General features: G+C 70.8%; 14 protein-coding genes. 7 read left to right on the top strand and 7 right to left on the bottom strand.

The genetic code is table 11. The annotated features are described in order from the left end of the window. Positions 1 to 44 precede the first annotated feature (44 nt). The 4 genes from galT (at position 45) to SRB17_RS29155 (ending at position 4,358) form a co-directional block, all read left to right on the top strand. Positions 45 to 1,106, top strand: coding sequence for a galactose-1-phosphate uridylyltransferase (gene galT / locus SRB17_RS29170; protein WP_153543156.1), 1,062 nt, complete (start codon positions 45 to 47; stop codon positions 1,104 to 1,106). Then, entirely contained in the window at positions 1,103 to 2,065 is a 963-nt protein-coding gene (gene galE / locus SRB17_RS29165) for a UDP-glucose 4-epimerase GalE (RefSeq protein WP_153543155.1), read from the top strand. The genes galT and galE overlap by 4 nt, the downstream gene beginning before the upstream one ends. Next, a complete protein-coding gene (gene galK / locus SRB17_RS29160) occupies positions 2,065 to 3,219 on the top strand; it encodes a galactokinase (protein WP_323376393.1) in 1,155 nt (384 codons plus the stop codon). Before galE ends, galK begins: the two co-directional genes overlap by 1 nt. Before the next feature lie 365 nt (positions 3,220 to 3,584). Continuing rightward, positions 3,585 to 4,358, top strand: a complete 774-nt coding sequence (locus SRB17_RS29155) for a response regulator transcription factor (RefSeq protein WP_323376392.1) — start codon at positions 3,585 to 3,587, stop codon at positions 4,356 to 4,358. Here the strand turns inward: SRB17_RS29155 and SRB17_RS29150 are convergent. Then, positions 4,317 to 4,814 (bottom strand): MarR family winged helix-turn-helix transcriptional regulator, encoded by a 498-nt coding sequence (locus SRB17_RS29150; protein ID WP_153543154.1) that lies wholly within the window; start codon positions 4,812 to 4,814, stop codon positions 4,317 to 4,319. The two genes, SRB17_RS29155 and SRB17_RS29150, sit on opposite strands and share 42 nt — an antisense overlap. A gap of 88 nt (positions 4,815 to 4,902) precedes the next feature. Here SRB17_RS29150 and SRB17_RS29145 point away from each other — a divergent pair, with 88 nt between their 5' ends. Next, positions 4,903 to 5,715, top strand: a complete 813-nt coding sequence (locus SRB17_RS29145) for a trans-aconitate 2-methyltransferase (RefSeq protein WP_153543153.1) — start codon at positions 4,903 to 4,905, stop codon at positions 5,713 to 5,715. 2 nt (positions 5,716 to 5,717) lie between these two features. Further along, on the top strand, positions 5,718 to 6,098 hold the full coding sequence (locus SRB17_RS29140) for a VOC family protein (RefSeq protein WP_153543152.1): 381 nt from the start codon (positions 5,718 to 5,720) through the stop codon (positions 6,096 to 6,098). 240 nt (positions 6,099 to 6,338) lie between these two features. On the opposite strand, the gene SRB17_RS29135 is transcribed toward SRB17_RS29140, so the two are convergent. Both SRB17_RS29135 and SRB17_RS29130 read right to left on the bottom strand, forming a co-directional pair. Then, complete coding sequence (locus tag SRB17_RS29135; protein ID WP_153543151.1) at positions 6,339 to 7,016, bottom strand: TetR/AcrR family transcriptional regulator; 678 nt, start codon at positions 7,014 to 7,016, stop codon at positions 6,339 to 6,341. Beyond that, positions 7,013 to 8,020 carry an acyl-CoA desaturase gene (locus SRB17_RS29130; protein ID WP_153543150.1) on the bottom strand — a complete coding sequence of 336 codons (1,008 nt, stop codon included), beginning with the start codon at positions 8,018 to 8,020 and terminating at the stop codon, positions 7,013 to 7,015. The genes SRB17_RS29135 and SRB17_RS29130 overlap by 4 nt, the downstream gene beginning before the upstream one ends. A gap of 301 nt (positions 8,021 to 8,321) precedes the next feature. Between SRB17_RS29130 and ppc the strand changes: the two genes are divergently transcribed. After that, positions 8,322 to 11,054, top strand: a complete 2,733-nt coding sequence (ppc, locus tag SRB17_RS29125; protein WP_323376391.1) for a phosphoenolpyruvate carboxylase — start codon at positions 8,322 to 8,324, stop codon at positions 11,052 to 11,054. 69 nt (positions 11,055 to 11,123) lie between these two features. Here ppc and SRB17_RS29120 read toward each other — a convergent pair whose 3' ends face one another. The 4 genes from SRB17_RS29120 to SRB17_RS29105 form a co-directional block, all read right to left on the bottom strand. After that, positions 11,124 to 11,819, bottom strand: coding sequence for an LPXTG cell wall anchor domain-containing protein (locus SRB17_RS29120; protein WP_153543149.1), 696 nt, complete (start codon positions 11,817 to 11,819; stop codon positions 11,124 to 11,126). A gap of 126 nt (positions 11,820 to 11,945) precedes the next feature. Next, positions 11,946 to 12,461 carry a hypothetical protein gene (locus SRB17_RS29115; protein ID WP_153543148.1) on the bottom strand — a complete coding sequence of 172 codons (516 nt, stop codon included), beginning with the start codon at positions 12,459 to 12,461 and terminating at the stop codon, positions 11,946 to 11,948. 52 nt (positions 12,462 to 12,513) lie between these two features. Then, a complete protein-coding gene (gene pth, locus SRB17_RS29110; RefSeq protein ID WP_153543147.1) occupies positions 12,514 to 13,119 on the bottom strand; it encodes an aminoacyl-tRNA hydrolase in 606 nt (201 codons plus the stop codon). Between the two features lie 76 nt (positions 13,120 to 13,195). Continuing rightward, entirely contained in the window at positions 13,196 to 13,792 is a 597-nt protein-coding gene (locus tag SRB17_RS29105; protein WP_153543146.1) for a 50S ribosomal protein L25/general stress protein Ctc, read from the bottom strand. Positions 13,793 to 13,861: the final 69 nt, after the last annotated feature.

Here is a 13,861-nt window from a genome sequence, read left to right as displayed (position 1 = left end):
GATTGTGTTGAGTGATTGGGTGCGGGACGTAGAGGAGTCCGGCGTTGAAGAAGACCTCGACACGGCTGGCAGACGGTCGTGAGCTGATCTACTACGACCTGCGGGACGACACCGTGCGGGACGCCGTCGACCGCCGACCCCTGGAGCGGACCCATACGACGTCCGAGGTCCGCCGCGACGAACTGCTCGGCGACGCGGTCGCCGTCGCCTCCCACCGGCAGGGCCGCACCTACCATCCGCCGGCCGACGAGTGCCCCCTGTGCCCCACGCAGGGCGACCGGCTCAGCGAGATCCCGGACTCGTCGTACGACGTCGTCGTCTTCGAGAACCGCTTCCCCTCCCTCGCCGGTGACTCCGGCCGCTGCGAGGTCGTCTGCTTCACCTCCGACCACGACGCCTCCTTCGCCGACCTGACCGTCGAGCAGGCGCGCCTGGTGCTGGACGCGTGGACGGACCGCACCTCGGAACTGTCGCATCTGCCTGCCGTCGAGCAGGTGTTCTGTTTCGAGAACCGCGGTGCCGAGATCGGAGTGACCCTCGGCCACCCGCACGGACAGATCTACGCCTACCCCTTCACCACTCCGCGCACCGCGCTGATGCTCCGCTCGCTCGCCGCCCACAAGGAGGCAACCGGCGGGGACAACCTCTTCGACGCCGTCCTGGAGCGGGAACTCGCCGGTGAGCGGGTCGTCCTTGAGGGTGAACACTGGGCGGCCTTCGTGCCGTACGCGGCGCACTGGCCGTACGAGGTCCACCTGTACCCCAAGCGCCGCGTGCCCGACCTGCTCGCGCTGGACGAGGCGGCGCGCACAGAGTTCCCCCAGGTGTATCTGGAACTCTTGAGGCGCTTCGACCGTATCTTCGGCGAGGGTGAGCCTCCGACGCCCTACATCGCGGCCTGGCACCAGGCCCCGTTCGGCGCGCTGGAGGACTTCGAGGGGGTCACGCGGGACGACTTCGCGCTCCACCTCGAGCTTTTCACCGTCCGCCGCACTTCCGGCAAGCTGAAGTTTCTCGCGGGTTCCGAGTCCGGCATGAGCGTGTTCATCAACGACGTGCCGCCGGAACGCGCGGCCGAGCGACTGCGAGAGGTAGCGAGTTCATGAAGTACCTGGTGACGGGTGGCGCGGGTTACGTCGGCAGTGTCGTGGCCCAGCATCTGCTGGAGGCCGGCCACGAGGTCACCGTCCTCGACAACCTCTCCACCGGCTTCCGCGCGGGCGTGCCCGCCGGGGCGGCCTTCGTCGAGGGCGACATCCGCGACGCCGCCAAGTGGCTCGACCCCTCCTACGACGGCGTGCTGCACTTCGCCGCGTCCTCGCAGGTCGGCGAGTCGGTGGTGAAGCCGGAGAAGTACTGGGACAACAACGTCGCCGGCTCGATGGCGCTGCTCGGCGCGATGCGCGAGGCGGGCGTCCGCACGTTGGTCTTCTCCTCCACGGCGGCCACCTACGGCGAGCCCGAGCAGGTCCCGATCGTGGAGAGCGCCCCGACGCGGCCGACCAACCCCTACGGCGCCTCCAAGCTGGCCGTCGACCACATGATCACCAGCGAGGCGAACGCCCACGGCCTGGCCGCGGTCTCCCTGCGCTACTTCAACGTGGCCGGTGCGTACGGCACCTGCGGCGAGCGCCACGACCCCGAGTCGCACCTCATTCCGCTGGTCCTCCAGGTCGCCCAGGGCCGCCGCGACGCGATCTCCGTCTACGGCGACGACTACCCGACCCCGGACGGCACCTGCGTGCGCGACTACATCCACGTCGCGGACCTCGCCGAGGCCCACCTGCTCGCCCTGACGGCCGCCACCCCGGGCGAGCACCTGATCTGCAACCTCGGCAACGGCGAGGGCTTCTCCGTCCGCGAGGTCGTCGAGACGGTCCGGCGGGTCACCGGCCGCCCGATCCCCGAGGTCGTGGCCCCGCGCCGCGGCGGCGACCCGGCCGTCCTGGTCGCCTCGGCGGACACGGCCCGCGAGAAGCTGGGCTGGAACCCGAGCCGCGCGGATCTCGCGGGCATCGTCGCGGACGCGTGGGAGTTCGCACAGCACATCTCAAGGGAGCAGTAGTGGGGGCACAGCAGGTCGCGGAGCGCTTCGCCGAGTTGTACGGCGCGGAGCCGGAGGGCGTGTGGGCGGCGCCCGGCCGTGTCAACCTCATCGGTGAACACACCGACTACAACGACGGCTTCGTGATGCCGTTCGCGCTGCCGCACCGGGCCGTCGCGGCGGTCTCCCGGCGCACCGACGGCGTCCTGCGCCTGCACTCGGCGGACATCGACGGCGGCATCGTGGAGCTGTCCCTGGACGCCCTGACGCCCGGGAGCGACGAGAACTGGACGGCGTACCCGGCGGGTGTGGTCTGGGTCCTGCGCGAGGCGGGCCACGCCGTGACCGGCGCGGACGTCCACCTGTCGTCCACGGTCCCGACGGGCGCCGGCCTGTCCTCGTCCGCCGCGCTGGAGGTCGTGATCGCGCTCGCGCTCAACGACCTCTACGAACTGGGCCTGCCGCGCTGGAAGCTGGCCCGGCTGTGCCAGCGCGCCGAGAACGTCTACGTCGGCGCGCCCACCGGGATCATGGACCAGACCGCGTCGGCCTGCTGCGAGCAGGGCCACGCGCTCTTCCTGGACACCCGCGACCTGTCCCAGCAGCAGATCCCCTTCGACCTCGCGGCCGAGGGCCTGCGCCTGCTGGTCGTGGACACCCAGGTCAAGCACGCCCACAGCGGCGGCGAGTACGGCAAGCGGCGGGCCGGCTGCGAGAAGGGCGCGGCCCTGCTCGGCGTCGACGCCCTGCGGGACGTCCCGTACGACGGGCTGGACGCGGCGCTGGCCCGCCTCGGCGACGAGGAGGAGGTCGTGCGCCTGGTCCGCCATGTGGTGACGGAGGACCACCGGGTCGAGCGGGTCGTCGGCCTGCTCCGCGCCGGCGACACCCGCGCCATCGGCCCCGTCCTCACCGAGGGCCACGCCTCGCTGCGCGACGACTTCCGCATCTCCTGCCCGGAGCTGGACCTGGTCGTCGACACGGCCCTGGGCGCGGGTGCGCTGGGCGCCCGGATGACCGGCGGCGGCTTCGGCGGCTCGGCGATCGTCCTGACGGAGGCGGCCGAGGTGGACACCCTCACCAAGGCGATCGAGGAGGCCTTCGCGGCCGCCGGCTTCACGGCTCCGCGCGTGTTCGAGGCGGTGCCGTCGGCGGGCGCCGGCCGACTGGTCTGAGACCCGCCCCGGCCACGACGATCACCGGCCCCCGTACCCGCCCGGCGGGTGCGGGGGCCGGCGCGGATCACGTCGATCTTTGTCGACTTCCGCCTCAATACGAAACTTGCGGCACACGACAAGCACGCTGGACGGCCAGTTCTGTAAATCTCCTTCCGCTGCGTGCTCCCATCCGTACTCTGTGGAACAGCACCGGTGGGGGCCGGTGCTGTTCAGGGGGCGAGACAGGCGGGTACGGCACCCGCGGTGGGGGTAGCAGTTTCCGCGACGGCGGCGGCCGTGCGGCGCGCGTCCTTTCCGTGGGCGTCCGTACCCGCGCGGGTCGTCGCTCTCCGGAGGGCCAGGCCCGGTCCGGGAGGGGTTTCGTGGTTCGTATCCGAGTCCTGGTCGTCGACGACCACCGCATCTTCGCCGAGTCGCTCGCGGCCGCCCTGGCCGCCGAGCCCGATGTCGACGTCTCCGCCGCCGGCAGCGGTCCCGCCGCGCTGCGCTGCCTGGAGCGGGCGGCCGGTGAGGGCCGCCGCTTCGACGTGCTGCTGGTCGACGCCGACCTGGGCGGCCATGTGCCCGGCACCCGCCCGGCCGTGCCCGTTCCGGTGCAGGAGGGTCATGAGGACGGGCTGGTCGACGGGATCTCGCTCGTCGCCGGGGTCCGGGCCGCCCAGCCCGCCGTCCGGATCGTCGTGCTCGCCGAGAAGGACGACTCCCGGCGGGCGGCGCTCGCGCTGCAGGCCGGTGCCTCGGGATGGGTCGCCAAGGACTGCTCGCTGTCCCGGCTGCTGACGGTGATCCGGGGTGTGCTGCGCGACGAGACCCATCTGCCGCCCGCCCTGCTCACCGGCGTGCTCAGGGAGCTGACGGCCGCCCGCCGGCACCGCACCGAGAGCGAGCGGCTGGTGGAGTCCCTCACCCCGCGCGAGCGGGAGGTGCTGCGCTGCATGGTCGCGGGCCTCGGCCGCAAGGCCGTCGCCGAGCGGCTGTTCCTCTCCCCGCACACCGTGCGCACCCATATGCAGAACGTCCTCGGCAAGCTGGGCGTCCACTCCACCCTGGCCGCCGTCGCGCTCGCCCGCCGCGCGGGGGTCGGACCGGCCGAGCTAACCGGGAATGTTGTCGAACGGGGCGGTCAACTGGCGTAGCAGTCCGGCCAGTTCCGCGCGCTGGGCGGGGGACAGCTCCGCGAGGATCGCCCGCTCCTGCTCCAGCAGGCCGGCCAGCGCCTGGTCGGCGCGGTCCCTGCCGGTCTCGGTCAGCCGGACCAGCACGCCCCGCCGGTCGCTCGGGTCCGGCAGCCGCCCCACCAGGCCCTTCTTGGCCAGCCGGTCGATCCGGTTGGTCATCGTGCCCGAGGTGACCAGGGTCTGTGTCAGCAGCTGGCCGGGGGAGAGCTGGTACGGCGCGCCCGCGCGCCGGAGCGCGGTCAGCACATCGAACTCCCACGGCTCCAGCTGGTGCTCGGCGAAGGCGAGCCGGCGCGCACGGTCCAGATGCCGGGCGAGACGGCTCACCCGGCTGAGCACTTCCAGCGGCTCCACGTCGAGGTCCGGACGTTCCCGGCGCCACGCTGCGACCAGCCGATCGACCTCGTCCTCCATGGAGATCAGTGTAGTGGTTGTGTCGACGTGAAGTCTCTTGACATCAAGTCTCTTGACATCAAGAGAGTTGGAGGGGACAGTGGTCGGTATGACGACACCCATCTGGGACCCCGGGCAGTATCTGCGGCACGCCGGTCACCGGGCCCGTCCCTTCGCCGACCTCCTCGCCCGCGTCCCCGCCCCGCCCACGCGGGCGCCCCGCATCGCCGACCTCGGCTGCGGCCCGGGCAACGTCACCGTGCTGCTCACCGAACGCTGGCCCGCCGCACACGTCACCGGCTACGACAACTCGCCGGAGATGCTGGACAAGGCCCACACCCAGCACGAGGGCCCCACCGCCGGGGGCGGACGGCTGGACTTCGCCCACGCCGACGTCCGCACCTGGGCGCCCGAGGAGCCGTACGACCTGATCGTCTCCAACGCCACCCTCCAGTGGGTGCCGGGCCACGCCGACCGCTTCGCCGACTGGATCGCCGGCCTCGGGCCCGGTGGCACCTTCGCCTTCCAGGTGCCCGACAACATCGACGCCCCGCTGCACGCCCTGATGCGCGAACTCGCCGGCACCCCCCGCTGGAAGTCCCGCCTCGCCGACATCCTGCGCCGCACCGACTCCGTGCACACGCCCGGCGCCTATCTGGACCGCCTCGCCCGCCTCGGCTGTGCGACCGACGTGTGGCAGACGACGTACTACCACGTCCTGGAAGGGGCGGACCCGGTCCTTGACTGGGTGAAGGGCACGGGGCTGCGGCCCGCCCTGACCGCGCTCGCCGACGACCCCGAGGCGCGCGACGCGTTCCTGGCCGAGTACCGGGACCTGCTGCGGCAGGCCTACCCGAGTGCGCCGTACGGCACGGTCATGCCGTTCCGCCGGCTGTTCGCCGTCGCCGTGAAGGAGGCCTGAGCATGCTCGCCGCGGTCGATCATGTGCAGCTGGCGGCGCCGGCGGGGTCCGAGCCCGCTCTTCGGTCGTACTACGCCGATGTCCTCGGCATGACCGAGATCCCCAAGCCACCGGTCCTCGCGGCGCGCGGAGGCTGCTGGTTCCAGGCCGGGGCCGTGCAGCTGCATCTGGGCATCGAGACCGACTTCCGGCCCGCGAAGAAGGCCCACCCCGGGCTGCGGGTGACGGACATCGAGGCGTACGCCGGCCGGCTCACCGCCAAGGGGGCCCAGGTGACCTGGGACGACAACCTCCCCGGCCACCTGCGCTTCTACTCGGAGGATCCGGTCGGCAACCGGCTGGAGTTCCTGGAGCCGGTCAAGTCGTCCGGCCGAGGTGGGTGACGGTGGCTGAGTGACGGCGCCTCTTTGCCAGTGGTCGGCAATGGCCAGGGCATCTTCGAGATCCTCGATCACACGGGGAGAGACGAGGAGCGCGCCGACGCGTTCCTGGCCGGTGAGGGCTATGGTCTCGCGGTTGTGGGCCACCCGGCGGACCAGGGCGTCGAGCTGGAGTGCGGCGTCACTGATCGCGATCTCGCTCATGCGCACGCGATCCCGCAGGCATGCCCCGCGGGGGCCCGTTCAGCTCTTCCGATGCCCGATCAACCGCGGCTTCTGCTCCAGACCGTCCAGGCCGTGCCACGCCAGGTTCACCAGATGCGCCGCCACCTCGGCCTTCTTCGGGCGGCGCACGTCAAGCCACCACTGGCCGGTCAGGGCGACCATGCCGACCAGCGCCTGCGCGTACAGGGGGGCCAGCTTCGGGTCGAAGCCCCGGGACTTGAACTCGCGGCCCAGGATGTCCTCCACCTGCGTGGCGATGTCGGAGATGAGGGAGGCGAAGGAACCCGTCGACTGCGGGATGGGGGAGTCACGGACCAGGATGCGGAAGCCGTCCGTGTACTCCTCGATGTAGTCCAGCAGCGCGAAGGCGGCCTGCTCGCACAGTTCGCGCGGATGGCCGGCCGTCAGCGAGCTGGTCACCATGTCCAGCAGCCGCCGCATCTCGCGGTCCACCACCACCGCGTACAGACCCTCCTTGCCGCCGAAGTGCTCGTACACCACCGGCTTGGACACTCCGGCCTTCGCCGCGATCTCCTCCACCGAGGTGCCCTCGAAACCCTTCGCCGCGAAGAGGGTGCGACCGATCTCCAGCAGCTGCTGGCGGCGCTCGGCACCGGTCATACGGGTCCGGCGGGTCCGCCGTGGTTTGTCGTTGCTGGAGGTGCTGCTGGAGTCGGTCGCCACGGCGTCAATCATGCCGCCTTCGCGGTCTCCCTCCGGCGCCGGGAGCCGTCCTGGTCGGAGTTCCGGCGCGAATCGATACGCGAGCGTGACGGCCAGCGCACGTCGTACGCCCAGCCGAGCAGCTCGAAGATGCGGATGAACCGCGCCGAGGAGTCGATCTGCCCGCGCATCACACCGTGCCGCGCCGAGGTCGGGTCGGCGTGGTGCAGGTTGTGCCAGGACTCACCGCACGACAGCACCGCCAGCCACCACACGTTGCCCGAACGGTCCCGCGACTTGAACGGCCGCTTGCCCACCGCGTGACAGATCGAGTTGATCGACCACGTCACATGGTGCAACAACGCCACCCGTACGAGTGAACCCCAGAAGAACGCGGTGAACGCGCCCCACCAGGACATCGTCACCAGACCGCCGACCAGCGGCGGCGCCAGCAGCGACAGGGCCGTCCACAGCACGAACTGCCGGGAGATCGCCCGGATCGCCGGGTCCTTGATCAGATCCGGCGCGTACTTGTCCTGCGGGGTCTGCTCCTCGTCGAACATCCAGCCGATATGAGCCCACCACAGGCCCTTGACCAGCGCCGGAACCGTCTCGCCGAACCGCCACGGAGAGTGCGGGTCACCCTCCGCGTCGGAGAACCTGTGGTGCTTGCGGTGATCGGCCACCCAGCGCACCAGGGGCCCCTCGACCGCCAGCGAACCCATGATCGCCAGCGCGATCCGCAGCGGCCGCCTGGCCTTGAACGAACCGTGGGTGAAGTACCGGTGGAAACCGATCGTGATGCCGTGGCACCCCAGGAAGTAGAAGAACACCAGCAGGCCCAGATCGAGCCAGCTCACCCCCCAGCCCCAGGCCAGCGGCACAGCAGCCACGAGCGCCAGGAACGGCACGGTGATGAACAGAAGCAGCGTGATCTGCTCGATCGAGCCCTTCTGCTCGCCGCCCAGCGTGGCGGAGGGGGTGGAGGTGTCGGTGGCCTGACGGGCTTCTTCGATCACATCGGAACTTGAGGTCATGCGCGTCCCCTGTGGGGTCGAGGGTCGAGACAGGTGCCGGGCCGCCGGGACCGGACGGAAGGCTCCGGCACTTCCCTACGGTTCCGTAACCTACGGCGTCGTAAGTATGGCAGCGTGTCGAGCGGCGGCAAGAGCCCCGGAGCCTGCGCGTCCCCATCGACACCTATCCTTGAACTCGGTCGGACAGCGCGGTCCGCTGAAGTTTCCTTCCCGGACGCTCCGGCCCGTATGCGGCGCCCGCCGCGCGGCAGCCGGCCGGGTTCCCTCCCAGAGAGCTTCCACACTGCAAGGAGCCGCACCTGTGAGCAGTGCCGACGACCAGACCACCACGACCAGCAGCGAGCTGCGCGCCGACATCCGCCGGCTGGGTGATCTCCTGGGCGAGACCCTCGTACGGCAGGAAGGACCCGAGCTCCTCGACCTGGTCGAGAAGGTCCGCCGCCTCACCCGCGAGGACGGCGAGGCCGCCGCCGACCTGCTGCGCGGCACCGAACTGGAGACCGCCGCCAAGCTGGTGCGCGCCTTCTCCACCTACTTCCACCTCGCCAACGTCACCGAACAGGTGCACCGCGGCCGCGAACTGCGCGCCCGGCGCGCCGCCGAGGGCGGCCTCCTCGCCCGTACCGCCGACCGGCTGAAGGACGCCGACCCCGAGCATCTGCGGCAGACCGCCCAGAACCTCAACGTTCGCCCCGTGTTCACGGCACACCCCACCGAGGCCGCGCGCCGCTCGGTGCTGAACAAGCTCCGGCGCATCGCCGCGCTCCTGGAGACCCCCGTCCAGGGCTCCGACCGCCGCCGCCACGACGTCCGCCTCGCCGAGAACATCGACCTCGTCTGGCAGACCGACGAACTGCGCGTCGTCCGCCCCGAACCCGCCGACGAGGCCCGCAACGCCATCTACTACCTCGACGAGCTGCACGCGAACGCCGTCGGCGACGTCCTGGAGGACCTGACCGCCGAACTGGAGCGCGTCGGCGTCAAGCTCCCCGACGACACCCGCCCGCTCACCTTCGGCACCTGGATCGGCGGCGACCGCGACGGCAACCCCAACGTCACCCCCCAGGTCACCTGGGACGTCCTCATCCTCCAGCACGAGCACGGCATCAACGACGCCCTGGAGATGATCGACGAGCTGCGGGGCCTGCTCTCCAACTCCATCCGCTACACCGGCGCCACCGAAGAGCTGCTGGAGTCGCTGAACACCGATCTGGAGCGGCTGCCCGAGATCAGCCCCCGCTACAAGCGCCTCAACGCCGAGGAGCCCTACCGGCTCAAGGCCACCTGCATCCGGCAGAAGCTGGAGAACACCAAGCAGCGCCTCGCCCAGGGCACCCCCCACGACGCGGGCCGCGACTACCTCGGCACCAGCGAACTGCTGAACGACCTGCGGATCATCCAGACCTCCCTGCGCGAGCACCGCGGCGCCCTGCTCGCCGACGGCCGCCTCGCCCGCACCATCCGCACCCTCGCCGCCTTCGGCCTCCAGCTCGCCACCATGGACGTCCGCGAACACGCCGACGCCCACCACCACGCCCTCGGCCAGCTCTTCGACCGCCTCGGCGAGGAGTCCTGGCGCTACGCCGACATGCCCCGCGAGTACCGCGCCAAGCTCCTCGCCAAGGAACTGCGCTCCCGGCGCCCGCTCGCCCCCACCCCGGCACCCGTCGACGCGGCCGGGCAGAAGACCCTCGGCGTCTTCGAGACCGTCAAGAAGGCCCTGGAGGTCTTCGGCCCCGAGGTCATCGAGTCCTACATCATCTCCATGTGCCAGGGCGCCGACGACGTCTTCGCCGCCGCCGTCCTCGCCCGCGAGGCCGGCCTGATGGACCTCCACGCCGGCTGGGCGAAGATCGGCATCGTCCCCCTCCTGGAGACCACCGACGAGCTGAAGGCCGCCGACACCATCCTCGAGGACATGCTCTCCGACCCGTCCTACCGGCGCCTGGTCGCGCTGCGCGGCGACGTCCAGGAGGTCATGCTCGGCTACTCCGACTCCTCCAAGTTCGGCGGCATCACCACCAGCCAGTGGGAGATCCACCGCGCCCAGCGCCGCCTGCGCGACGTCGCCCACCGCTACGGCGTACGGCTGCGCCTCTTCCACGGCCGCGGCGGCACCGTCGGCCGCGGCGGCGGCCCCTCCCACGACGCCATCCTCGCCCAGCCCTGGGGCACCCTCGAAGGCGAGATCAAGGTCACCGAGCAGGGCGAGGTCATCTCCGACAAGTACCTCATCCCGTCCCTGGCCCGGGAGAACCTCGAACTCACCGTCGCCGCCACCCTGCAGGCCTCCGCCCTGCACACCGCCCCCCGCCAGTCCGACGAGGCACTGGCCCGCTGGGACGCCGCCATGGACGTGGTGTCCGACGCGGCCCACGCCGCCTACCGCCGCCTGGTCGAGGACCCCGACCTCCCGGCCTACTTCTTCGCCTCCACCCCGGTCGACCAGCTCGCCGAACTCCACCTCGGCTCCCGGCCCTCCCGGCGCCCCGACTCCGGCGCCGGTCTCGACGGCCTGCGCGCCATCCCCTGGGTGTTCGGCTGGACCCAGTCCCGGCAGATCGTCCCCGGCTGGTTCGGCGTCGGCTCCGGCCTGAAGGCGCTGCGCGAGGCAGGCCTGGACGGTGTCCTCGACGAGATGCACCAGCAGTGGCACTTCTTCCAGAACTTCATCTCCAACGTCGAGATGACCCTGGCCAAGACCGACCTGCGCATCGCCCGGCACTACGTCGACACCCTCGTCCCCGACGACCTCAAGCACGTCTTCGCCACCATCGAGGCCGAACACGAACTGACCGTCCGCGAGGTGCTCCGCATCACCGGCGAGCAGGAACTGCTGGACGCCCAGCCCGTCCTCAAGCAGACCTTCGCCATCCGCGACGCCTACCTGGACCCCATTTCCTACCTCCAGGTCACCCTGCTCAAGCGCCAGCGCGACGCCGCCGCGGCCGGCGTCAGCCCCGACCCGCTGCTCTCCCGCGCCCTGCTCCTCACCGTCAACGGCGTGGCGGCGGGCCTGCGCAACACCGGCTGACCCGCCGCTGAAACAGACGGTGCCCCCGAGGCCGTACGACCCCGGGGGCACCGCCCTTTCCGGCTCCGGTCAGCCACGCGCCTTCCGGCGCCGCACCACCAGATAGCCGCCCGCGCCCATCAGCACGGCCGCGACACCCGACAGCGCACCCACCGGAACACCGTTGCCGGTCTCGGCGAGACCACCGCCACCGCCCTGCGCGGACGGCGAGGAGGACGGAACGGGAGACGACGAGGACGACGAACCGGGGGCCGACGAGGACGGCGACACGGACGACGACGGGGACGAGGACGAGGACGGCGCGGGGGACGCGCTCGACGACGGACCCGACGACGGCGTGCCGCCACCGCCGCCGGAGTCCTGGCAGTTCGTCCAGAACACCTTGTGCTTGGCCGCGCCCTTCTCGCCGTCGAAGTTCCAGAACAGCTTGTAGTGCCCGTCGGGCAGGCTCATGTCCTCGGTGCGGCCGTGGCCGTCCGTGTCCAGGGACAGGGCACCCGACTTCACCGTCGAACCCTTCGTCCCACCGGTCGGGGCCCACACCTCGATGTGCCAGTCGACCTGCTGGCCGCCGTCGAAGTGGAAGGCGTCCAGGTAGAACGAGCACACGTGCGGCTCATTGCGCTGGTCGTACTCGTCCGTCGTGGACTTGTGGATCTTCACATCGCCGTTGTCACCGGGGGGAGCGGCATGCGCCGCCGGGGCGAGGAACAGCGCTGCCGAAAGGCCGGCGGACACCGCGCCGGCTCGGATGAGGGTACGCATGGGGCTGGTCCATCTTCGAGAGGCCTACGGGGAAGATGTGGAGGGGGCGCCCCAGCTTCCGGCTCCGCCTGACCCGGGGTCAATCACGAAGACACAACACCTGCCCGCCATCACCGGCGCGCGGAGTCACGAACCGGCGGACACCGCCAGAAAAGCCCCCGTCAGCAACGCCACCCCGCACCCCGCCAGCACCCACGCCACCCGCGTCAGCCGCATCCCGCCGGCCACCACCACCGACGCCAGCAACAACGCCCCGCCCAACGGCACCCACGCATACAGGATCCCCGCCGGACCCGAGCGCACCGCGTCCGCCGTACCCGGCTTCAGCACCACGTCGTACGTCCGCCCCTTGCGCACCGCCACCGACTCCGCGATCTCCACACGCGCGCGTGCCCGCGCCCCCGCCGACGTCGGCGTGAACGCACCGCTGCACGTATCGCCCGCACAGGCGGTCACCCGCACCGTGCCCTGCTCCCGCCCCTTGGCCAGCATCACGTGCTGCGCGGTCCCCCAGGAACCCCACACCCCGGCGAACAGAATCAACGCGGCGAGCGCGCCCATCACCGCGACCCGCCCGAACCGCAACGCGGTCACGGAGGCCTGGCGAGCAGTGCTGGAGGTGGCAGGCATGGCCGGGATCATTGGCCATACCCGTGCGGGTGGTCAACCTCGCTGTCCGCCGTACCCGCACATGTCAGGAGTTGTACGCGCTCTGCGCCCGCTCCAGGCCCTCGATCACCAGACACTCCACCGCGTCCGCCGCACGATCCACGAAGTAGTCCAGCTCCTTGCGCTCCCCCGACGAGAAGTCCTTCAGCACGAAATCCGCCACCTGCATACGACCCGGAGGCCGGCCGATCCCGAACCGCACCCGGTGATAGTCCGAACCCATCGCCTTCGTCATCGACTTCAGACCGTTGTGCCCGTTGTCCCCACCGCCCAGCTTCAGCCGCAGCACCCCGTAGTCGATGTCCAACTCGTCATGCACGGCCACCACGTTCGCCACCGGCACCCTGAAGAAGTCCTTCAACGCGTTCACCGGACCACCCGACAGATTCATGTACGACATCGGCTTCGCCAGGATCACCCGCCGATTCGCCGGCCCCGCCGGACCGATCCGCCCCTCCAGCACCTGCGCCTGCGCCTTGCCCGCCCGCTTGAACTTCCCCCCGATCCGCTCCGCGAGCAGGTCCGCCACCATGAAACCGACGTTGTGCCGGTTCATGGCGTACTCCGGCCCGGGATTCCCGAGCCCGACGATCAGCCAGGGATCACTACTGGCGGGAGTGGTCACGTGCATGTCTCCTTGATACGCGCCAGCCGCCGCTCCCCGCGAGGGAGAGCAGCGGCTGAACGGATGATGACGACGACGAGGATCAGGCCTCGGCGACCTCTTCGCCCTCGGCGGCCTCCTCGCCCTCGGCCTCCTCGGCCTGCGCGGCCAGGACCTGCAGAACGACAGCGTCCTCCTCGACGGCCAGCGTGGTGCCGTTCGGGAGGGTGATGTCCTTGGCGAGGATGGAGGCACCGGCCGCCAGGCCCTCGACGGAGACGGTGACGGCCTCGGGGATGTGCGTGGCCTCGGCCTCGACCGGCAGCGCGTTCAGGACGTGCTCCAGCAGGTTGCCACCCGGGGCCAGCTCGCCCTCGGTGTGCACCGGGATCTCGACCGTGACCTTCTCGCCACGCTTGACCAGCAGCAGGTCCACGTGCTCCAGGAAGCCCTTGATCGCGTCACGCTGCACGGCCTTCGGAATGGCCAGCTCGTTGGTCTTGCCGTCGATGTCCAGGGAGATCAGGACGTTCGGCGTACGCAGCGCCAGCAGCAGGTCGTGACCCGGCAGGGTCAGGTGCACCGGGTCGGTGCCGTGGCCGTACAGAACAACCGGAACCTTGTTGTCACGGCGGATGCGACGAGCCGCACCCTTGCCGAACTCGGTACGGGTCTCGGCGGCGAGCTTCACCTCGGACATAATGATCACTCCTCGTAGGAACTCGGAACGGACGTGGTCACCCGGCCACGAACGGCCTGCTACGAAGAG

The sequence above is a fragment of the Streptomyces sp. RB17 genome (assembly GCF_009604455.1).
Classification (GTDB): Bacteria; Actinomycetota; Actinomycetes; order Streptomycetales; family Streptomycetaceae; genus Streptomyces.
This window is presented reverse-complemented; position numbering and strand designations above follow the sequence as displayed.

Excerpts from the sequence above, each read along its gene's own strand:
- galE (WP_153543155.1), top strand. The coding sequence starts at position 1,103 with ATGAAGTACCTGGTGACGGGTGGCGCGGGTTACGTCGGCAGTGTCGTG.
- SRB17_RS29150 (WP_153543154.1), bottom strand. The coding sequence starts at position 4,814 with ATGGAGGACGAGGTCGATCGGCTGGTCGCAGCGTGGCGCCGGGAACGT.
- SRB17_RS29145 (WP_153543153.1), top strand. The coding sequence starts at position 4,903 with ATGACGACACCCATCTGGGACCCCGGGCAGTATCTGCGGCACGCCGGT.
- SRB17_RS29140 (WP_153543152.1), top strand. The coding sequence starts at position 5,718 with ATGCTCGCCGCGGTCGATCATGTGCAGCTGGCGGCGCCGGCGGGGTCC.
- SRB17_RS29135 (WP_153543151.1), bottom strand. The coding sequence starts at position 7,016 with ATGATTGACGCCGTGGCGACCGACTCCAGCAGCACCTCCAGCAACGAC.
- SRB17_RS29130 (WP_153543150.1), bottom strand. The coding sequence starts at position 8,020 with ATGACCTCAAGTTCCGATGTGATCGAAGAAGCCCGTCAGGCCACCGAC.
- SRB17_RS29120 (WP_153543149.1), bottom strand. The coding sequence starts at position 11,819 with ATGCGTACCCTCATCCGAGCCGGCGCGGTGTCCGCCGGCCTTTCGGCA.
- SRB17_RS29115 (WP_153543148.1), bottom strand. The coding sequence starts at position 12,461 with ATGATCCCGGCCATGCCTGCCACCTCCAGCACTGCTCGCCAGGCCTCC.
- pth (WP_153543147.1), bottom strand. The coding sequence starts at position 13,119 with ATGCACGTGACCACTCCCGCCAGTAGTGATCCCTGGCTGATCGTCGGG.
- SRB17_RS29105 (WP_153543146.1), bottom strand. The coding sequence starts at position 13,792 with ATGTCCGAGGTGAAGCTCGCCGCCGAGACCCGTACCGAGTTCGGCAAG.